Raw genomic sequence first — 20453 nt, 5'->3', positions numbered from 1 at the left:
TGCAGGGCGTTCACCTAACGTTATCCCTCTATTTACGGGCATTACAGCTCCTAAATCAAAATTCGGCGGTAACAAAGAAGTTAGGCGGTATCGGGATGCCAGTAAACATCCGATTAGTGAAAGGTAATAATCAACGAGAGAGAATCACTCCCCACTGATTAAAGCCTCACTTTATTTTTTTACAAGCTTATTCATTACTTCATACAGCTTATTTGCTGCATCTGGAATACCTAGTTTCTTAGCAGCTAGCTTCATATTTTGTAATGTTTGTGCATCCAATAAAATCTCATTAATATCACGAATAAGTGTTTCAGCTGTTAAATCTTTTTCAAGTAACATTTTTGCCGCTCCTTTATCAACAACTGAACGTGCATTCTTTTCCTGATGATTATTTGTTACGTACGGACTCGGTATTAACACACTTGGTTTTCCTAACGCTGTTAATTCTGCAAGTGTTGTTGCCCCAGCCCTTGAAACAACAAGGTCTACACCAGTTAGTACCTCTGGCATATTATGAATGAACGGCTTAATAATAACATTGTTCGGGTTCCCTTTTTGCTTCACGGCTTCCATCACTTTGTCATAATGTACTTCACCTGTTACATATAGTATTTCGTAGCTTTTGTTCCCAAACTGTTCAATTGCTTCAACGAAGGCATCGTTAATCGGTCTAGCCCCACGACTTCCACCAAATATAAGTACAGACTTTTTAGGAAGAGAAAGCCCAACTGAACGTTTCCCTTTCATTCCATTTTGATCCATTACCTCTGATGCTCGCGGATTACCTGTCATTACCACTTTTGACTCTGGAAAATGCTCTGTAGCTGCTTCAAAACAAACAGCAACTTTATCAACATAACGACTTAAAAATTTGTTCGTTACACCTGGTACACTATTTTGTTCATGTACAATAGTCGGAATACCTAATTTGGCTGCAGCGTATACAACTGGTCCACATACATATCCACCCGTTCCAATTACGATATCCGGATTAAAACGACGAATATATCGTTTACTATCCTGTACACCTTTTAGAAAACGCATTACTGTTTTCACATTATCTAATGATATTTTTCGTTTAAATCCGCTTATAACAATAGATTGAAATGGTATACCTGCTTTTGGAACGATTGTACTCTCTAGTCCATTTTCCGTACCAATATATAAAAATCTTGCTTCTGGATTTAACTTTTTTATTTCTCTAATTAAAGCAAGAGCTGGATAAATATGACCACCAGTACCCCCACCACTCACTAATACACGCACTACTAACTCCTCCGCTTCTCTTTTCTTATTTCCATTATATTTATTTCTATATACATATTGCATTTTTACACACATACGAAAAACCCTGTCTTATAAACAGGGTTTAGTAGCGAGAATGGCGACTTATATTTAATAATACACCTACTGCCATTAACATTAATGTCAAACTTGATCCACCATAACTTAAAAACGGCAAGGTAATACCCGTAACGGGCATCAGTCCTGTTACAACACCAACATTAATCATTACTTGAATCGCAATCATCGCCACAATACCTACTGCTAAAAACGTACCATATAAATCTGGCGCTCCTAATGCGATACGAATCCCGCGCCATAATAATAGACTAAATAATAATAACACAAATGAACCACCAATAAAACCTAATTCCTCGGATAAGATTGCAAATATAAAGTCAGTTTGTGGTTCAGGTAAATAAAGAAATTTTTGTCTACTTTGTCCAAGCCCAAGTCCAAATAATCCACCGGGTCCAATTGCGAGTAATGATTGGATAATTTGAAATCCACTTCCAAGCGGATCTGCCCACGGGTCTAAATATGATGTAATGCGCTTCATTCGATACGGTGCTGATGCGATTAACCCTACAAACCCTGCTACACCAAGCAAACCAAACATCGCAAAGTGAAAGACCCTCGCTCCCGAAATAAATATCATAATGATACATGTCCCAACCATTACCGTTCCTGTCCCAAGGTCTGGCTGTAACATAATCATCCCAAAAGCAAGAAACACAAAACTAAGAGCCGGTAATAAACCACGTTTAAAAGATGTAATCAATTTTTGCCGTTCCGCTAAAAACTTTGCCAAGAAAATAATCATCGCAAACTTCATAAATTCTGACGGTTGAATCGAAAATGCTCCGATCCCAATCCAACTTCGTGCTCCTCCTCGAACAAGACCTACTCCAGGAATAAGAACGAGAATAAGAAGAATGAAGCAAACTAGCAAAATTACTTTTGAATACGTACGCCACACCCAATAATCAATTTTCATAATAAAAAACATAGCTACTACACCAAGACCCGCAAACAGTAATTGTCTTTTGGCAAAAAAGAATGAGTCCCCCATTTTATAAGAGGCCCAAACTGCACTCGCACTATAAACCATAATCATTCCGATTGTCAACAATGAAAGTGTTACGATGATGAGAATAAAATCAGGCGTTTTCTTCATTACCCACAAACACCACCTCTTTAGGCAGAACCTTTTGCCCTATGTAACAAAACATCAGTAGGTGTTAGCCTACTGATGTTTTGATTTACTTTATATAAGTTTATGCACAGCTTGTATAAAAATGTCTCCTCTTTCTTCAAATGTTTTAAATTGATCCCAGCTTGCACACGCTGGAGAAAGAAGAACAACATCATCTTCTTTAGAATGAGCATAAGCTTTCACCACTGCTTCATCTAAAGTATCGACACTTTCAATTATATCTAATCCCGCTTTTTCTGCCGCTCTTACTAGTTTGGGAGCTGTTTGTCCAAATGTTACAATCGCTTTTACATTTTTGAAATACGGAATTAAATCATCGAATTCATTTCCGCGATCAAGCCCACCTGCTAGTAACACAATCGGTTGTGTAAACGCAGATAGTGCTTTCTCAGTCGCTAACATATTCGTTGCTTTTGAATCATTATAAAACTTACGGTTGTTAATCGTTGTTACATATTCTAAACGATGTTTTACACCAGTAAAACGTTTTAACACGACCGTAATTGCTTCATTAGAAGTACCTAATAATTTCGCAATACTCATCGCAGCTAAAATATTTTCTAGATTATGTTGACCAGGTAAAACGATATCACTTACTTCAACAACTTTTTCACCTTTGAAATAAAGAGCGTTATCTTTTATACACGCACCATCTTCAATTTCTTTCGTTGTCGAAAACAGGATTTTTTGACCTTTAGTATCCGCAGATAACTCCATCACATCTGCATCATCCGCATTTATTACACTATAATCGTTTTCTGTTTGGTTTTTAAAAACATTTGCTTTTGCTAAACCATATTCCTTCTTCGTCCCATGGTAATCTAAGTGGGCTTCAAATAAGTTTAAGAACGCTGCAATTTTAGGTTGGAACGATTCTACTCCCATCAATTGGAACGATGAAAGCTCTGTAACTACAACTTCATTTTCTTTTGCATCCTGTGCTACTTCACAAGCTACAGTTCCTATATTCCCTGCAATAACAGGATGCTTTTGCCCTTCTTTTAACATTTCAAATGTCAGCATTGTTGTCGTCGTTTTACCATTAGACCCTGTAATTCCAACAAATGGTGCTTTTGAAATACGATATGCTAATTCAACTTCCGTAACAATTGGAATTTCTTTTTCTTTCGCAGCAACTAATATTGGATTAGAATACGGGATTCCTGGATTTTTAACGACAAGAGAAATATTTCTCTCTAATAATTCTAAAGGATGGCCACCGCATACAACGTCCATTCCTTTTGCTTGTAATTCTGCAGCAAGTACATTGTCTGCTAAAGGCTTTCCGTCATTTACAATGACATTCGCCCCTAATTTTTGCAACAAAGTAGCTGCTGCATAACCACTCTTTGCAATGCCTAATACAAGAATATTTTTATTTTGAAATTCAGTTACAGTTTTCAATTACATCCACACCCCGATATAAATTCCTAACACAGCTAATAAAAATCCTACAGACCAAAACGTTACAACAACGCGCCATTCTGACCAACCACATAATTCATAATGGTGGTGTAATGGACTCATTTTAAAGACACGTTTTCCTGTTGTTTTAAACGAAATAACTTGAATAATAACAGATAAAGTTTCCATTACGAATACTCCACCAATAATTACAAGTAGTAATTCTTGTTTTAATAAAATTGCTACAGCTGCGATAGCTCCACCTAAAGCTAAGGAACCTGTATCCCCCATAAATACTTTTGCTGGATTCGCGTTGAATACTAAAAATCCCAGTACTGCTCCGACAACTGCCATACAGAATATCGCAACTCCAAATTGTTCTTGCGCTACTGCAATAATACTAAATGCTCCAAATGCAATAGCCGCTGTTCCTGATAATAAACCATCTAAACCATCAGTTAAGTTAACCGCATTCGAGCCACCGATTAGCATAAATAGCACAAGTACAAAATACGCCCAACCTAATTCAAACTTAACATCCGTACCTGGAATCATGATATATGTGTGAAATGCTTGCCCTTTTCCAATTAAAAAGAACGCAATAGCAATAACAAGCTGACCTACTAATTTTTGTTTTGATGTTAAACCAAGATTTCTCTTCTTAACTACCTTTATGTAGTCATCTAAAAATCCAATCAATCCATAACCAAATGTCACTAATAATAATAACGAAACCTCTGCACCTAAATGATTAAACTTAATCGCCATAATAAGTGAAGTGACCATCATAGATACATATATGACAATACCGCCCATTGTCGGTGTCCCTGATTTTTTTTGATGTGACTTTGGTCCCTCATCACGAATACTCTGTCCGAACTTTAATTTTCTTAAAAATGGAATAAACAATGGCGAAAGGGCAACAGAAATTAAGAATGCTACCCCAGCCGTTACTAATAAACCTTGCTCAAGCACATGTAGTCCTCCTCTCACGTTGTTACTCTTGGTTGTTTAAACGCCCTGTAATTGCTTCTTTCGCAACTTCACGATCATCAAAATGATGAACTTCTTTACCAATAATTTGATACGTTTCATGACCCTTACCAGCAATAATAATGATATCATCTGCTTTCACATTAGCGATCGCATGGTGTATCGCTTCTTTTCTATCAATAATCACTTCATAATTATTCCCACTTGCACCCTGTACCATATCATCTAAAATAGCCGCTGGATCTTCACTTCTTGGATTATCTGATGTATAAATTGCATGAGTTGCATATTTTGTTGCAACACTTGCCATTATCGGTCTCTTTGTTCGATCCCTATCGCCGCCACAACCAACGATACAATACACATCACCTTTTGCAAATTGTTTTGCAGTTTTTAATACATTTTCTAAACTATCCGGCGTATGCGCGTAATCAACAATAACTGTATAATTTTGTCCGCCATCAACAACTTCAAAACGTCCTGGAACCCCAGCTAGTTCTTTTATAACAGCAATGATTGTTTGTAATTTCACACCCGAAACAAGTCCTGCTGCTGTTGCTGCAAGTACGTTATATACATTGAATTTACCTATTAATTTCATCGTAACATTTACACTTTCATACGGTGTGACAAGCGTAAATGTAGTCCCGCCACTCGTCATAACGATATTTTTTGCCATAATGTCACTTGTTGTATCAATACCATATGTTACAACTGTTGCTGCAGTACTTCTCATATACTCTTCTGTTACATTATCATCGCTATTCAGCACAGCGTACTTTTCACGATTATGATTATAACTATTGCCAAGCTGTGCAAATAGTAACCCTTTTGCATGTTTATATTCTTCCATCGTTTTATGATAATCTAAATGATCTTGTGTTAAATTCGTAAACACCGCTACATCGTAATCACATCCGTGTACACGACCAAGATCTAACGCATGTGACGAAACTTCCATTACCGTGCTGTCCACACCTTGTTCAACCATTTTTGAAAACGTCTGTTGAAGTGTTAGTGCATCTGGTGTTGTATTTTTCACCTCAAATGTTTCATCACCGATTTTCATATTAATCGTCCCAATTAGCCCTGTTTTATGACCATGTGCTCGCATAATCTCATCCATAATATGCGATGTTGTTGTCTTTCCATTTGTACCTGTAATTCCGATTAAATGTAACTTGTGTGTCGGTTGACCATAAAAATAATCAGCTAAAACCGCTAACGAACGAAAAGTATTTTTCACAAGTACAACTGGAACGTCAACATCAATTGGTCTTTCCGCAACAATAGCAGCCGCTCCTTGTGCCGCTGCTTGCTTAGCAAAATCATGGCTATCAACCGTATATCCTTTCATACATACAAATAAGCTTCCTTCTTTCACTTTACGTGAATCAGCTTCTATAGATGTGATTTCTGGATTTTCTTTTGGAACAACTGGAAAATCATGCAAACATGATAAAAGTGTATGCAACTTCATTTCACTAAACCCTCTCTACATTGTTTATTTATCTTTTTTTCAGTAAGCAACACATTACCTCCTATATAAGGAGGTAAGTGCTACTGGCCTATTTATGAATGAGACACTTATTGTCTCACATTAAGTAACTGTTCTATAAAGAACTCACTTCCACCAATTGTACCATAAAACGTACTATGTTACCTTTAATTCCCGAAGTAAATTCTAATTTTTGAGCCTTCTTTTACTTTAGCTCCCGCTTCTGGTGATTGCTTAATTACTTTCTCTCCATCTCCACTTATATCAAGCTGCAAATCGACGAGTTGTGTTTGTAAGTCTTTCTTTTTCATTCCAATTAAATTCGGAACTTCCACAGTTGGTGTATCGCCCCATTTATATTCTTTCTCAACTTGTTCTTTTCTCGGTTTCACTCCCATAACAGGAAGAGCATCTCGAAGGATATTCCCGACAATTGGAGCTGCTACCACTCCACCAAACTGTGTAACCCCTTTTGGATTATCCACAGCAACATACACAACAATCTCTGGATCATCCGCTGGAGCAAATCCGATAAAAGATACAATATAATTATTCTCTAAATATTTACCATCTTTCACCTTTTGAGCAGTACCCGTTTTTCCACCTACACGATATCCATCAATATAAGCTCCTTTACCAGAACCTTTCGCTACAACATTCTCTAATGCATAACGAACTTTTTCTGAAGTTTCCTTGGAAATAACTTTTCTTTTCTCAACAGGTGTCTTTTTACTAACAACTTGATTATTTTTTGGATCAATAAACTCCTTAGCTATATACGGCTGATACAATGTTCCACCATTTACAGCCGCCGCTACAGCTGCTACTTGTTGAATTGGTGTAACAGAAACCCCTTGGCCGAATGAAGTTGTTGCTTGCTCTACTGGACCAACTTTATCTAAATTAAATAAAATCCCACTGCCTTCACCTTGCAAGTCAATTCCAGTCTTCTGCCCAAAACCAAAATTACGAATGTATTTAAATAATCGGTCTTTACCAAGGCGATCACCAAGTTCAATAAATCCCGGGTTACATGAGTTTTGAACGACTTCTAAAAACGTTTGACTGCCATGACCTCCTGCTTTCCAGCATTTCAATCTAGCTCCACCGACTTCAGCTGCTCCATCATCATAAAACGTATCCTTCTCTAAGTCTACTAAATTTTCATTCAATGCTGCAGCTAATGTAATGATCTTAAATGTTGAACCAGGCTCATACGTACTCCACACAGGTAGATTTCTGTTATACACTTCTGGAGAGACACTTTGAAAATCCGCTGGATCAAAACTCGGCCGACTAGACATACCTAAAATTTCACCATTTTTAGGATTCATTGCAATCGCAATCATACCGTCTGGATTATAAGTTGACTCCGCAATATTCATTTCTCTTTCCATAATCCTTGTAATACGCGCATCGATTGTTAATCCTAAATTTAAACCAGCTTCTGGTTTTTTGAAATCATCACCAACATTAGGCATCCTTTGTCCTTTCGCATCTGCAAAAAAACGCACATGACCTTTGTCCCCATTTAGCTCCTTATCATAATATTTTTCTAGTCCCATAAGACCTTGGTTATCGCTACCTGCAAAACCTAATACATGTGATAAAAAATTTCCAAATGGGTAGTACCGGATAGAATCCTCTGCGATATACACGCCCTTCAAACTTAAGCCTCGTACCTCTTTCGCTTTGTCATGTGATATTTTCCTTCCGCCTTTATCTAACCTTACAATCGATTCTTTTTTTGTAATCCTCTTATAAATCTCATCTTTTTCCACACCTAATACTGCAGCTAACTTCTCTGCAGTCTCTGCTGGTTTTTCAATTTGCCTCGGTACAACAAAGACAGTTGGAGCACTTTTATTCGTGGCAAGTTCCACACCATTTCGGTCTAAAATTTTCCCACGTTCGGGTTCAAAAGTAATATTACGACTCCATGAATCTTTCGCACGATCCGTTAACATATTCCCAAGAAAAAATTGCACATATCCAAGACGAATATCGATAATAGTGAAGATAAGTATACCTGATATAAGTATAAAAATAAGTCGTTTTCTAACTGTTACATTTGATACACGCATATCGGAACAAGCCTCCCTTACGCCTAGCTTGTTCCAATATATGCTTGTACTTATTTAATTAGAACTTCTTCTCTTTTACCATTACGGCTTTTCTGCTTCTTGTTGTGGTTCGAGTGGCGGTACGAGTGTGACACCTAATTCTGTACCAGGTTGTAATAATGTTCCTTCCGCCACACTTTGTTCTGTTACGTATCCTGTACCAGAAGGCTTCAAGTTAAGCTGTAATGTCTTCGCTAAATTCATAACATCACGCAGTGCCCATCCTTGTATATTTGGCATTGTAGGCTTATCTCCTACCAAGAAGACTCGGTCGCCTTTCAATGTTTGTTCAGTCGCTTTTGGTACTTGTTGCTGTACTTTCCCTTCACCTAATACGATTGGACGAAGTTTTGCTTTATCAATTGCTTTCCCCGCTTCAGCCATCGTTTTACCAGTTACATCTGGAACAGTAGTTTGTTGCTCTTTCAGATGTTTTTTCGGATCTTTCACTTCATTTGGCTTAATCTTTAAATACTCTAAACTATTTTTTGTTACATATTTAAAAATATCAGCTAAAGGCTGTGCACCGTTCTCATCATCTTTTAATTTCGGCTGTTTTACAGCTACATAAACAACAAGTTGTGGGTCGTCCATTGGTGCCATACCTAAGAATGAGAATATATAATTCTGTCTCCCTGTCATATAGCCGCCTTTTCCATCCGGAATTTGCGCTGTACCTGTTTTACCACCAACTGAATATCCATCAATTTTATAAGCTGTCCCTGTACCTTTCGGAGATGTAACAACACGTTCTAATAACTGTCTTACTTGCGCTGCTGTTTCCTTTGTAACAGGTTTTCCTACTTCTTCTGGCTTATGTTCTAATTTTACTTTCCCTGTTATCGGATCTACAATTTTATCAATTGCATAAGGTTTCATCATTTTCCCATCATTTGCAATAGCTGTTGCAGCTTGTACAAGCTGAATTGGTGTTACAGTGGAACCTTGTCCAAAAGCTGTTGTCACTTGTTGTATTTGCTGATCAAATAAAATTGTATTCGATCCTTCACCTGATAAATCAATGTTCGTTTTTTCATCTAATCCAAAACTATGAATATATTTTCGGAAACGTTCTGGACCAAGTTTTTGATCTCCTAAAATTGCAAACGCTACGTTTGAAGAACGTTCTACCCCTTCATCAAACGTGATAGAGCCCCAACCAGCACCGCCGTTATGATCTTTTATTTTCCTATTTCCGACTTGATATGTCCCGGACTGATAATAATCTTGCCCTTTGTACACACCTTCATTAATAGCTGCCGCTAACGTGAAAATTTTCATTGTTGATCCAGGTTCAAATGCATTGGCAATTGCGTCATTGAAGAAATATTTAATTTGACGATCATTAGGGTCATAACTAGGTTTAGTAGACGTCGCTAATATTTTTCCAGTTTTCGGATCTGCAACAATCCCTATTAAACTTTCTGGTTCATATTGCTTACTTGCTGCTTTCATCGCGTCTTCTAAATAACTTTGGACACGGTGATCAATTGTTAAATACGCGTTATCTCCATTTTTAGGTGCCTTTACATTAACTTTTCCACCATCAAGAGACACACCTTTACGGTCACCTGTATATGCTACTTCTCCGTTAGAAGCACTTAAATATTTATCCAAGCTTTTCTCTATGCCAAATTGACCTACCGAGGTTCCATTCTCATTTGGTTTTGCATGACCTATAACGTAAGATGCGAAATCACCGTTTGGATACACCCTTGCATTTTCTGTAATAAAAGATATTCCCGGCAACTTCAACGCTTCTATTTGTTCCTTCTTTTCTTTCGTCAAATCCTTACCTAACGTTCCAAATTCGACTTGACTTCTACCTTCCTTATTTAAAGAAGCTAAAATATCCTCTTCGCCTTTTCCAAGTACTCCTGCAATTTTCTTTGCAGTATCTTCTTTATTCTCAACAGAGTTAGCACCTTTTAGGGCGGCTACTATTTTATAAGAGTTTGCGTCTTGCGCTAACACATGACCGTTTTGATCATAAATGGTTCCTCTGTTCGCTTCAAGAACTCCTGTTTTACTATGCTTTTGTTTAGCAAGTGCATCTAAATCTTGATTATGAACTGTTCCTGTTGATTGTATGTAAAAAAATCGGGCTAATAACAGCAAAAAGAGCAGGAGGAAAAATATCATAAAATAACCTGCTCCCTTATTGGTATGAAATTTAGTCATATTCTTCTTCATCGTTCCTTCACACCTATTGCCTTATTTGAGGCCTTTCACATTATTCGCATTAATTTCTAGCCCGTGTTTTTTTGCAACTTCAGCGATTCGTTCATAGCGACTTAACTTCTCTACTTCAGCTTGTAATTCTTGATTTTCTTTTTGCTGCTGTACAATTTTTTCTTCTATCGTCGCTGCTTCTACATTAACTTGATAAAGGCCTGCTTTATTTCCAATAAACGCGACACAGGCATACAATAAAAAGCCAATAAACGCTACATACAACAGTTTTTCGATTCTTGTAATTTTCGCTTTAACTTTCGGCTTAACCATCTGCTGTGGGGGCGTTTGAATTTGCACCTCTTCTTGCGCTTGTTGTTTGTACTTTACAGCTAAATTAGTCATACCTCTCTCTCCCTTTTATCGTTTTTCAGCGATTCTCAACTTCGCAGAACGCGCACGATTATTTTCTTCTAGCTCTATATCAGAAGGTAAAATCGGTTTTCTTGTAATAAGCTTTAATTTTGGCTTAAATTCATCAGGAATAATCGGTAATCCTGGCGGCAATTGTGGCGTTGTACTATTTCGCTTAAACGTTGTTTTACAAATACGATCTTCTAATGAATGGAATGTTATAACACTAACTCTTCCACCTGGCTTAACCATCTCAATAGCAGATTCCAATGCTTCTTCAAATACTTTTAATTCATCATTTACAGCTATACGAATTGCCTGAAACACTCGCTTAGCAGGATGCCCACCAGTTCTACGAGCAGGAGCCGGAATACCTTCTTTAATTAGCTCTACTAATTCTCCTGTCGTTTCAATAGCTTTATTCTCACGATAAGCTTCAATTTTTCTTGCAATTTGTTTTGAAAATTTCTCTTCACCGTATTGGAAGAAAATCCTTACAAGTTGTTCATATGACCAACTATTTACAACATCATATGCTGTTAATGGGGCATCTTGATCCATCCGCATATCTAACGGTGCATCATGATGATAACTAAAGCCTCGCTCTGGTGTATCTAATTGTGGGGATGAAACACCTAAATCAAATAAAATACCGTCTACTTCTGTTATACCTATTTCCTGCAGTTTTTCAGCTAAATAGCGGAAGTTACTCTTTACTGTTATAAACTGTTCACCGTATGAAGAGAACTTTTCTTTCGCGTTTTGAATCGCTATCTCATCTTGATCAAACGCTATTAATTTTCCACCTTCAGTTAATTGGGATAATAAATAAGAACTATGTCCTCCTCCCCCCAGTGTACAATCTACATATGTACCATCTGGCTTTATATCTAAGCCGTCTACTGTTTCCTTTAAAAGCACTGTTACGTGTTTAAACATTGTTGCACCTACTCTTTTTCCAATTAATTATGTTGAATGTATCCCTTCCTCTAAACACATCTTTCACGCTTAGAGAATGAAATAATACGAAAGAACGACTCATTTAACTTACCAATAAAGGCAACATACTATACAAATCGCTATTTTCTTTTATTATATACTAAATTTTATCATCTTTTGCGGGAATTTAAATAAAAAACTGTCGAAAAAGCGAATAATACGTTTACATTTTGTGCTATTTTGTCATATATTTAAGTATCCAACACAATTATCACATCTATTTTTTGATTGATAATTCAGAAAAAAATCACTTCACAGTAAATTCAACGGAATAAAAATAAAATCCTGCTCCAAGGAGCAAGATTTTATAATTTTATAACATGATGTTTTCCGTCCCAAGAAAAAGGGTTTTCCATTACACGATCAACGAAATCCAAACCAAACTGATTTAAATAATAACATACATTCCACACACGTTCTTGCGGCGCACCTAATGGACGAAGTGCGAATTGTATACGGCGAAATTTATTTAGCTGAACCTCATACTTTTTCTCAACATTTCTTTTCAACATTCTTTCCAGCAGTTCAATTTGTTCATTAATTTTCAATTCGTTTTTCCCTGCAAACGCACTTAACCCCGGCTCTATTTTCTTTACAAATTGCTGTAAAGATGTATGAATATCGGCAATTTCTTTTTTCGCCTTTTCAAAATGATTATCAATCGGTTCCTCTATTTGATTAGACAACCAGTTTTCACGCAGTTTATCGACATCATTTAAAAACGGATCACTTTCTCTCAATTGCAGATCGAATAAATCTGTCGCTATACATCTCTCCACATAAGTAATTGTAAGACGAGGAACGACAGGTGGCATTTGAAAACCGACAGTATGGAATACTTGTTGTAATTCACTCCAATAAGCTAATTCCCCTGGACCTCCAATAAATGCGAGCGTAGGAAATACATACTCTTGCATAAGAGGACGTGTTACAACATTATTACTAAAACGTGCCGGATTTCTCTCCATCTCTTCAATCAACTCTTCGTATGAAAATGAATGCGCCCCATCCTTTCCAACAAACTTACCTTGATGCTCTTCAAGCAATACTCGTTCATTATCTATTTCCATAAATATATGCACTGCATGAGACTTCGTTTCAATAATCGGTTTGTATCCTAGTTCTTTAATTACTTCCTGCTGATTACGAAGGCCCTCTTGTACCTCTTTATACTTACTTATAATTCGCTTAAAAAATGGAATTTCTAACTTTCTTAATTCAGGATGATGTGAATCAACAAGGATTAAACCAGAATTAGCAAAGATTTTCGTAATAAGATGAGCAAAGAAATCTACATACGTATTCGATTTTTCCAAAGCATCATCAACAAATTTTAATACATCCTTTGTAAAATTTGTTTCTGGATATGTTTTAAAAATCTCTTCAATCCAATTTCTACAATCTTCAACAGAAAGTTCAGACTCAGAAGCACTCGCCTTTTTCGGATTACGATCATAAAAAATAGTTTTTTTCATCTTTTTATTTTTCGCTAAAAAAGTATGGTTAATCTCATCCATATCATGGTCTTCACCCGCAATCCAGAAGACAGGGACAACTTTCACCCCTAAACTTTCTTCTTTTTCCTTTGCAAGCTTTAAAATTGAAATAACTTTATGAATTGTATAAAGCGGTCCAGTTAATAACCCCGCTTGTTGTCCAGCTATTACAACATATGTATTTTCATCTCCAAGCGCTTTTACATTTTGAAGTGTAGATTCTCCCGCTTGTAATTTTGTATTATATTCTAATAAATGCGCTACTACATCTTGGCGGAAAAACTCCCTTTCACGCAAATCATGTAAACGCTGTTTAAAAGCATCTTCTGTTAACATATAATCAAAACATGACTGTATCTCTTTTTTACCGTTCATATAGTCCGCTACAACACCTTGTTGCGGAACAGAGATTTCTTTTATCTCCATATAATTCTTCCTTTCGTATCCAGTTCTCTCACCAATCCACATTGTAGTCAATGTTTCACGTAAAAGCAAAGAATAACACTTATACTCTTGTTTCTAACCCTTTTATTGCATCGAACAAAAATTGAAGTGTCGGAACTGGTCGTTGCTGTTTCTTAGCCTCTTCTAATACATATCCAACAATCGCATTAATTTCCGTCTGTCTATTCGCTCTTACATCGGCTAGCATAGAGGATGTATTACGAGACGTTCCTTCACACACATTGCGTACCATTTGCCATACCATCTCTTTTTCTCCTCTAATAAGAAAGGCGACCTCCTGAAACACTTGCTCCATCATTTGATAAAAAAAACGATTCTTGGTTAATTCACCATTCTTAACTCCCAATAACGCCGTCAACGGATTGATACATACATTTACCACTAATTTTTTATGCATAATCTCTTTCCAATCCGTTTCTATTTGAACTGGAAAATAAGACACGGGAAAAGAATGGAATACACTTTCGAAATGTATAGATTGACCACAAACCACTCCAAATTTCGTTACCCCAACTCCAGTATGATGAACGATATGCCCTCCCTCTTTTTTCGCACCATGTTCTACAATACCAACAGCTATATTTTCACACCCTATGTTCAGCATCTTTTGAAGATGTGACATTCCGTTTTGCAAAAAGATTAATGATGCTGCCCCTTCCACAAACGGTAGTATGTCATCTATATGATATTGCTTCACAGCAATAAATATATAATCTAAATTTTGCGCTACCATACTTTCTATCGGTAAAACAGATGGATATACTGTTTCACATGTTCTATCTCTAATACAAGTTACACCTGTTTCATTTAACTCTTCAGCCTGCTTAGCTGTTCTTGTAAACAACGTAACATTTTGGTTACTTTTTTGTAAATAAAATGTATACAATAGACCAATAGCACCTGGTCCGACAATTCCAATTTTCATTTTCACACAAGGGATTCACATTAAGCGCCCTTGCCGCCCCCCTTTTTTTATATCTTTTTAAAGTACATGAGCACGCCCTATAATTTCGTTGTCCTCTGCCAAACAAATACACTCTCATTTTTCACTACGTATATACTGCCTATTAATACACTTATACTCTTAGTTTAGCAAATCCTCAAAAAAATAATAAAAGAAATATACTATCTTCTTCATAAAAATAAAAAAATGAGTTATACTATTATTGTAAATATTTTTACTTTTCTGCATTCAACGAGATAAGAAAAGGATGTGATGTAATGGGATTCCCAAAAGTTGAGCGCTTGCTCATCAATTATAAAACGTTAGATGAATTTAAAAAATTTAAAGGGTGCGGAGCCCAAGAACTATCTATGCTGGAAGAATTGCAAGCAAACATTATTGAAAACGACAGTGAATCTCCATTTTACGGTATTTATTATGGCGGATCACTAATTGCACGTATGAGTCTATATATGAAAAGAAACGGCGGAGAACCATTCGAAATTACAGGTCCTTACCTAGAACTTTATAAACTTGAAGTATTACCAACTTTTCAAAAACAAGGATTCGGGCAAATGCTTGTAAATCATGCGAAACAAATGCAATTTCCTATTAAAACGATAGCGCGTATTCATTCATCTGGTTTTTGGGATAAATTAAGTTTCAACCCCGTATCAGTAACTGATGGAGATTTTTATATTTGGCATCCAGAAACAAATTTGAATACGGTTACAAACGAAGAATCGGCTTAATAAATAAATAAAAAAAACAGCTGTATAACAGCTGTTTTTTATTTCTTAAGCTTCTCTAACTTTTCATTCGAGCGAGCGTTGTTTCTTTCCACTACCATTACACTTCTTTTTTGATCGATATAATCAAGTAATGTTCTATACTCTTCCTCATATACTGATAATCGCTCCAGAAGACGCTCTCTTTCTGTTTGTAATGATTCAACTTGTTGTTGCAACACCGTTAAAGAGTTTTCATCTTTATAATTTTGCAAGAAGTCAATAACATCATTCAACGTAATTGACGTAGGTTCTAACACCTTCGTCTCTTTCACTTCATAATTTTCTACTTTACGAAGTTGCTTTGCTTCCTCAATACGTTCTTTATATTGCTTTCTTACGTAAGAATTCCATCTAAATCCACATGCTGCTGGTGTACGTGATAAATTTTTTCCCACTTCCTTAAAGGCAGAAAGTTGTGTTCCACCTTCTCGAATATGCCGGAGTACTACTTCTGCCAGAAGCAAATCTTCATCATCAGTCCAAGCATCTTGTCTTGTTGTCGCCATCTCTCTAGTCCTCCCTATGCATTTTTTATTAAGCATATGCAGTTACTAGAAAAGATAGAATACAACAACTAAAGATTAAGACAAAAAAAATAAACGCAGAAGATATCTTCTGCGTTTATTTTCCCGCAATTACTTGCTGATTACTTCTTTACCTTTGTAAGTACCGCATGCTTTACATACACGGTGAGCTAATTTCGCTTCACCACAGCTTGGGCACTCTACCATACCAGGTACTGATAATTTGAAATGCGTACGACGCTTTCTTTTTACTGTTTTAGAAGTTCTTCTAAAAGGTACAGCCATTCTTCCCACCTCCTTAAAAGAAATAGTTATTTTCATATGAAGGCCTGAACCAGTCTTCCGATTATTTGTCAAAAAACTTTGCAAGTCCTGCCAATCTTGGATCAACAGTCTTTTCTTTGTCTTCTTCCGAAATCACTTGCCAGTCTTGACCTTGCGTCGGTGCTCCACCAGAAACATCATCACTGAAAATTTGCATTGGAATCTCCAAAAGTATATTTTCCTTGATTACGGGCAGTAAGTCAAGTACTTCTCCTTCTAAAGAATGAATTTCAGCTTCAGTTTCAAATTCTTCTTGTGAAGTTTGGAACACCTCAGTTGTTTTAATGTCAAATGGTAATGTCACATCTACTAAAGAGCGAGAACATGGTAAAACCATGCTTCCAGTTATATGTAGATGAAACGTAAACTTACCGGAGCCAAAATCAACTCTTCCCATTACATGCACAGGATTAATTTCACGAATATCTTTCTCGACCTCTTTTAGCTCACTTACATCTACCATCTCATCCAATGTCAATCCTTTATTTCTCAATTTATTCAATTGATGGATGGACCATTTCATATCATATCACCTCAAGGCAACAAACAAAATTATAGCTAGCCATTTTATATTTGTCAATGTTTTTTCTTTACACTATAATGAAGTCATCATAGTAAATAATATATAGAGTATCACGTTTTTCAAAAAGATGCTACATCGAAAGGAGAGATTACCATAAAAGCTGGTGGTATTGTTGTTGAATATAACCCTTTTCATAACGGTCATCTTTATCATGTGCAACAGACAAAAAAGTTAACACAATCCGATATAATAATTGCCGTTATGAGTGGTCCTTTTTTACAGCGTGGTGAGCCCGCACTCATTTCCAAATGGTATCGCACTAAAATGGCCTTAGCAAACGGCGTAGACCTTGTTGTAGAGCTTCCATACGTCTTTGCAACACAAAAGGCTGAAACCTTCGCAAATGGTGCTATTTCCATTTTAAATGCCCTACGTGTTTCTGAAATTTGTTTCGGTAGTGAGGATGGACAAATCAAAAACTTTTATAATACCATCTCCGTACAAAAAAACGAAGAAGAGACTTTTAACTGCCTTGTAAAACAATTCATGGACGCTGGTAATAGTTATGCAAAAGCAACATCAGATGCTTTCTCACACATTTTAACATCCGAAAACAACATTGATATGTCACAACCAAATAATATTTTAGGCTTCCAATATATGAAAGCAATTCTGTCACAGAATAGTTCTATACAAGCTCAAACTATACAAAGATTTGCCTCTCATTATCATGATGAAACATTTAATGACCAATATATTGCAAGCGCGACAAGCATCCGAAAACAACTCTTTAGCGAAGAAGGATCATTTACAACAATTGAACCTTTTCTCCCACAGGCAACCACTTCGCTTTTAGCAAATTACAAACAAAACTACGGGATATTACATAATTGGGAACAATACTTTTCATTTTTTAAATATAAACTCATGACGATGTCTCCAGGGGACTTACGACATATATATGAAATAGAAGAAGGTTTAGAGCATCGTATTTTATCAAAAATACAAAACAGTTCCTCCTTCTATTCATTCATGGAAGCATTAAAAACAAAACGTTATACATGGACTAGATTACAAAGAGCTTGTACACACATTTTAACAAACACAACAAAAGAGGAAATACGTAGCGCAAATATAGAACAACACGCACCATATATCCGCCTGTTAGGCATGTCACAAAAAGGACAAACTTATCTTTCAAAAAACAAGAAAAAAATCGAACTTCCAATCCTTACTCATACAAAAACATTTGACCATGCCGCTTTAGATATAGAGAAAAAAGCAAACTCTGTATATTTCTCCATCATGCACGAACCGTTACGCACGCAACTATTAAAACAGGATATAACACACCATCCTATTCGCTATGATGAAACAACTACAAAATTCCTATAAAAAAACCTCTCTATTTCAGAGAGGTTTTTTCCTTATCCATCTTTTCTAAATATGTTAACGCATCATCCAGCGTATCCACTGGTATAATTTTCATTTTTGTTTTAATATCCTTTGCAGTCTCAAGTGCATCTTTATAGTTCGATTTCTCCGCACCTTTTTCATTTGGCGCAAAGAACACTTCAGCCCCGGCATCGCTAGCAGCCACCACTTTTTGATTTATACCACCAATTGGGCCCACTTCTCCTTTTTCATTAATTGTACCTGTTCCAGCTATCTCATGTCCTTTTGTTAAGTCTTCTTCCACAAGTTGATTATATATTTCTAATGTAAACATTAAACCTGCGGATGGTCCACCAATTTCATGAGAATTAATTTTCACTTTCGGATCGACCACTAATTCTCTTTCCGTAACGATAGAAACACCTATACCGACACGTCCATTTCCATTAGGAATCGTCTTTACATTTAAATTTTCTTTCAATTGTTTTCCATTTCTCATGTACTCAATACTTACAGCATCGCTTTCTTTTTTCCCAGTCATATATTCAATAAATTGCTCCGTCTTTTCAAATGTTTTTCCGTCAACAGCTATAATAACATCACCAAGCTTAAGCTTTCCTTCTGACGGCATTCCTTTTGCCACACCAGCAACTAATACACCTTTATTTTCAAAAGAAACAGAGCGATTTGCACGTTTATATGCATTATAAATTGCGGCATTTTGTGAATCTTTCATCGCATAATTTTGGCGAAATTGATATTCTTCATCACTCTCACCTTTTTGCAATATTTCTTCCGCTTTCGAAATATGTGTATATTTATTAAACTGTGCCGCTATTAAATTCACCACATTTGCTGGCCCCATTGAAACCGTAACAAGCATAAAATCACCAGATTCTTTCGTTCCACCCTCAACTTGAACGTAAGGCTCTAATTTGGCAGCCATTCCTGGTTTTGTTACATAATACGGTAAACGTACGTAAACAAGTAACATCGCCAATATAACCCCTATTAAGATTGCATATATAAACCGAAAACGCTTAAACATTATGTTTCTCCTTCCACTGCTCAATTAATAAATAAATATTTGAAACATGTTTTTCCGCTTCTACTTCTCCAACTCGAATAATGTCTTCAATGTTCGTAAAAGCACGTGAACTAAATTGCTCTACAGCTGGTCGCATCATTAAATCCGATGCAATTTGCCGATTCATTACAAGCTCATGCTGCATAATTTCAATACTTTGCATGATTACGTCATAAATGGACGTAACATCTCCATTCACCTTAATTGGAGATACATCAACAGCGATAACAATATCGGCCCCTAACTCTTTCACAACCGATACTGGGATGCGATCAATAACTCCACCATCCACTAATAATCGTCCATCTATTTTTTCTGGTACAAACACTCCAGGAACAGATATGCTAGCCCTAACCGCATCTGCAACTGGCCCACTTGTAAAAACCACTTTTTCCCCCTTCAGTATGTCAGTAGCCACAACAGCCGTCGGGATATCTAACTCTTCTAAATTTTTATTATATGTAAACATTTTAATCATATCTTTGACACGTTTTCCAGCAATAAATCCCATTTTTGGTACCGTGAAATCTAAATAATACTTCCGCTTAAAAACAGATGCCAATTTATACAATCTTTCAACGTTACTACTTGCCGCATAAAACGTACCTATTAGCGCCCCCATACTACTTCCTGCAATCATATGAATAGGGATATCCGCTTCCCTTAAAACCTTTATTACACCAATATGAGCAAACCCTTTCGCTCCTCCAGACCCAAGCGCTAAACCAATCTTTGGTTCTTTCATTTTTCTCACCCTTTAATTTTTTTCATTCCTTTTTCATACTTATGGTCTAAATTCACT

Annotated in this window: 18 protein-coding genes; 2 read left to right on the top strand and 16 right to left on the bottom strand. The window is 36.4% G+C overall.

Annotation, left to right across the window (positions count from 1 at the left end; all coding sequences use genetic code 11):
* Positions 1 to 171: 171 nt before the first annotated feature.
* The 11 genes from murG to panE all read right to left on the bottom strand — a co-directional run bounded on the left by murG (position 172) and on the right by panE (position 14989).
* A complete protein-coding gene (murG, locus tag ASE54_RS06930) occupies positions 172 to 1266 on the bottom strand; it encodes an undecaprenyldiphospho-muramoylpentapeptide beta-N-acetylglucosaminyltransferase (protein WP_014895328.1) in 1095 nt (364 codons plus the stop codon).
* A gap of 103 nt (positions 1267 to 1369) precedes the next feature.
* Complete coding sequence (gene spoVE / locus ASE54_RS06925) at positions 1370 to 2461, bottom strand: stage V sporulation protein E (protein ID WP_000753521.1); 1092 nt, start codon at positions 2459 to 2461, stop codon at positions 1370 to 1372.
* A 90-nt stretch (positions 2462 to 2551) separates the two neighbouring features.
* Positions 2552 to 3904, bottom strand: a complete 1353-nt coding sequence (gene murD, locus ASE54_RS06920) for a UDP-N-acetylmuramoyl-L-alanine--D-glutamate ligase (protein ID WP_000860096.1) — start codon at positions 3902 to 3904, stop codon at positions 2552 to 2554.
* The gene (mraY, locus tag ASE54_RS06915; RefSeq protein WP_000893058.1) at positions 3905 to 4879 is read right to left on the bottom strand and encodes a phospho-N-acetylmuramoyl-pentapeptide-transferase; all 975 of its coding nucleotides are present in this window, start codon (positions 4877 to 4879) and stop codon (positions 3905 to 3907) included. It lies immediately after the preceding gene.
* A 22-nt stretch (positions 4880 to 4901) separates the two neighbouring features.
* A complete protein-coding gene (murE, locus tag ASE54_RS06910) occupies positions 4902 to 6377 on the bottom strand; it encodes a UDP-N-acetylmuramoyl-L-alanyl-D-glutamate--2,6-diaminopimelate ligase (RefSeq protein WP_000766292.1) in 1476 nt (491 codons plus the stop codon).
* Between the two features lie 185 nt (positions 6378 to 6562).
* On the bottom strand, positions 6563 to 8479 hold the full coding sequence (locus ASE54_RS06905; RefSeq protein ID WP_001266235.1) for a stage V sporulation protein D: 1917 nt from the start codon (positions 8477 to 8479) through the stop codon (positions 6563 to 6565).
* Between the two features lie 81 nt (positions 8480 to 8560).
* Positions 8561 to 10660, bottom strand: a complete 2100-nt coding sequence (locus ASE54_RS06900) for a penicillin-binding protein (protein WP_002082273.1) — start codon at positions 10658 to 10660, stop codon at positions 8561 to 8563.
* Positions 10661 to 10732: 72 nt separating this feature from the next.
* On the bottom strand, positions 10733 to 11095 hold the full coding sequence (ftsL, locus tag ASE54_RS06895) for a cell division protein FtsL (protein ID WP_000182806.1): 363 nt from the start codon (positions 11093 to 11095) through the stop codon (positions 10733 to 10735).
* 15 nt (positions 11096 to 11110) lie between these two features.
* Positions 11111 to 12043 (bottom strand): 16S rRNA (cytosine(1402)-N(4))-methyltransferase RsmH, encoded by a 933-nt coding sequence (rsmH, locus tag ASE54_RS06890; RefSeq protein WP_000472508.1) that lies wholly within the window; start codon positions 12041 to 12043, stop codon positions 11111 to 11113.
* Positions 12044 to 12408: 365 nt separating this feature from the next.
* Positions 12409 to 14025, bottom strand: a complete 1617-nt coding sequence (bshC, locus tag ASE54_RS06885) for a bacillithiol biosynthesis cysteine-adding enzyme BshC (RefSeq protein ID WP_000403044.1) — start codon at positions 14023 to 14025, stop codon at positions 12409 to 12411.
* A 79-nt stretch (positions 14026 to 14104) separates the two neighbouring features.
* Complete coding sequence (gene panE / locus ASE54_RS06880; protein ID WP_002082267.1) at positions 14105 to 14989, bottom strand: 2-dehydropantoate 2-reductase; 885 nt, start codon at positions 14987 to 14989, stop codon at positions 14105 to 14107.
* Positions 14990 to 15285: 296 nt separating this feature from the next.
* On the opposite strand from panE, the gene ASE54_RS06875 reads away from it, so the two are divergent.
* Positions 15286 to 15759 (top strand): N-acetyltransferase, encoded by a 474-nt coding sequence (locus ASE54_RS06875; protein WP_000506699.1) that lies wholly within the window; start codon positions 15286 to 15288, stop codon positions 15757 to 15759.
* A 38-nt stretch (positions 15760 to 15797) separates the two neighbouring features.
* Here the strand turns inward: ASE54_RS06875 and ASE54_RS06870 are convergent, their stop codons facing one another.
* From ASE54_RS06870 to ASE54_RS06860, 3 genes are all read right to left on the bottom strand, one after another.
* The gene (locus ASE54_RS06870) at positions 15798 to 16304 is read right to left on the bottom strand and encodes an RsfA family transcriptional regulator (protein ID WP_000246470.1); all 507 of its coding nucleotides are present in this window, start codon (positions 16302 to 16304) and stop codon (positions 15798 to 15800) included.
* Between the two features lie 129 nt (positions 16305 to 16433).
* Positions 16434 to 16607 carry a 50S ribosomal protein L32 gene (gene rpmF / locus ASE54_RS06865; RefSeq protein ID WP_001984764.1) on the bottom strand — a complete coding sequence of 58 codons (174 nt, stop codon included), beginning with the start codon at positions 16605 to 16607 and terminating at the stop codon, positions 16434 to 16436.
* A gap of 61 nt (positions 16608 to 16668) precedes the next feature.
* Positions 16669 to 17169 (bottom strand): DUF177 domain-containing protein, encoded by a 501-nt coding sequence (locus ASE54_RS06860; protein ID WP_000872137.1) that lies wholly within the window; start codon positions 17167 to 17169, stop codon positions 16669 to 16671.
* Positions 17170 to 17382: 213 nt separating this feature from the next.
* On the opposite strand from ASE54_RS06860, the gene ASE54_RS06855 reads away from it, so the two are divergent.
* On the top strand, positions 17383 to 18564 hold the full coding sequence (locus tag ASE54_RS06855) for a nucleotidyltransferase (protein ID WP_003307657.1): 1182 nt from the start codon (positions 17383 to 17385) through the stop codon (positions 18562 to 18564).
* A 10-nt stretch (positions 18565 to 18574) separates the two neighbouring features.
* On the opposite strand, the gene ASE54_RS06850 is transcribed toward ASE54_RS06855, so the two are convergent.
* Positions 18575 to 19612, bottom strand: a complete 1038-nt coding sequence (locus ASE54_RS06850; protein ID WP_000476296.1) for a SepM family pheromone-processing serine protease — start codon at positions 19610 to 19612, stop codon at positions 18575 to 18577.
* Positions 19605 to 20396 (bottom strand): patatin-like phospholipase family protein, encoded by a 792-nt coding sequence (locus tag ASE54_RS06845; protein WP_000662584.1) that lies wholly within the window; start codon positions 20394 to 20396, stop codon positions 19605 to 19607. The genes ASE54_RS06850 and ASE54_RS06845 overlap by 8 nt, the downstream gene beginning before the upstream one ends.
* Between the last annotated feature and the right edge of the window lie 57 nt (positions 20397 to 20453).

This window comes from Bacillus sp. Root131, from assembly GCF_001429475.1.
In the GTDB taxonomy this organism is placed as follows: domain Bacteria; phylum Bacillota; class Bacilli; order Bacillales; family Bacillaceae_G; genus Bacillus_A; species Bacillus_A thuringiensis_S.
This window is presented reverse-complemented; position numbering and strand designations above follow the sequence as displayed.

Coding starts and splice junctions, on each gene's coding strand:
- ASE54_RS06870 (WP_000246470.1), bottom strand. CDS start 16,304: ATGGCGACAACAAGACAAGATGCTTGGACTGATGATGAAGATTTGCTT.
- rpmF (WP_001984764.1), bottom strand. CDS start 16,607: ATGGCTGTACCTTTTAGAAGAACTTCTAAAACAGTAAAAAGAAAGCGT.
- ASE54_RS06905 (WP_001266235.1), bottom strand. CDS start 8,479: ATGCGTGTATCAAATGTAACAGTTAGAAAACGACTTATTTTTATACTT.
- ftsL (WP_000182806.1), bottom strand. CDS start 11,095: ATGACTAATTTAGCTGTAAAGTACAAACAACAAGCGCAAGAAGAGGTG.
- ASE54_RS06860 (WP_000872137.1), bottom strand. CDS start 17,169: ATGAAATGGTCCATCCATCAATTGAATAAATTGAGAAATAAAGGATTG.
- ASE54_RS06850 (WP_000476296.1), bottom strand. CDS start 19,612: ATGTTTAAGCGTTTTCGGTTTATATATGCAATCTTAATAGGGGTTATA.
- ASE54_RS06900 (WP_002082273.1), bottom strand. CDS start 10,660: ATGATATTTTTCCTCCTGCTCTTTTTGCTGTTATTAGCCCGATTTTTT.
- ASE54_RS06875 (WP_000506699.1), top strand. CDS start 15,286: ATGGGATTCCCAAAAGTTGAGCGCTTGCTCATCAATTATAAAACGTTA.
- rsmH (WP_000472508.1), bottom strand. CDS start 12,043: ATGTTTAAACACGTAACAGTGCTTTTAAAGGAAACAGTAGACGGCTTA.
- spoVE (WP_000753521.1), bottom strand. CDS start 2,461: ATGAAGAAAACGCCTGATTTTATTCTCATCATCGTAACACTTTCATTG.
- panE (WP_002082267.1), bottom strand. CDS start 14,989: ATGAAAATTGGAATTGTCGGACCAGGTGCTATTGGTCTATTGTATACA.
- murE (WP_000766292.1), bottom strand. CDS start 6,377: ATGAAGTTGCATACACTTTTATCATGTTTGCATGATTTTCCAGTTGTT.
- ASE54_RS06845 (WP_000662584.1), bottom strand. CDS start 20,396: ATGAAAGAACCAAAGATTGGTTTAGCGCTTGGGTCTGGAGGAGCGAAA.
- bshC (WP_000403044.1), bottom strand. CDS start 14,025: ATGGAGATAAAAGAAATCTCTGTTCCGCAACAAGGTGTTGTAGCGGAC.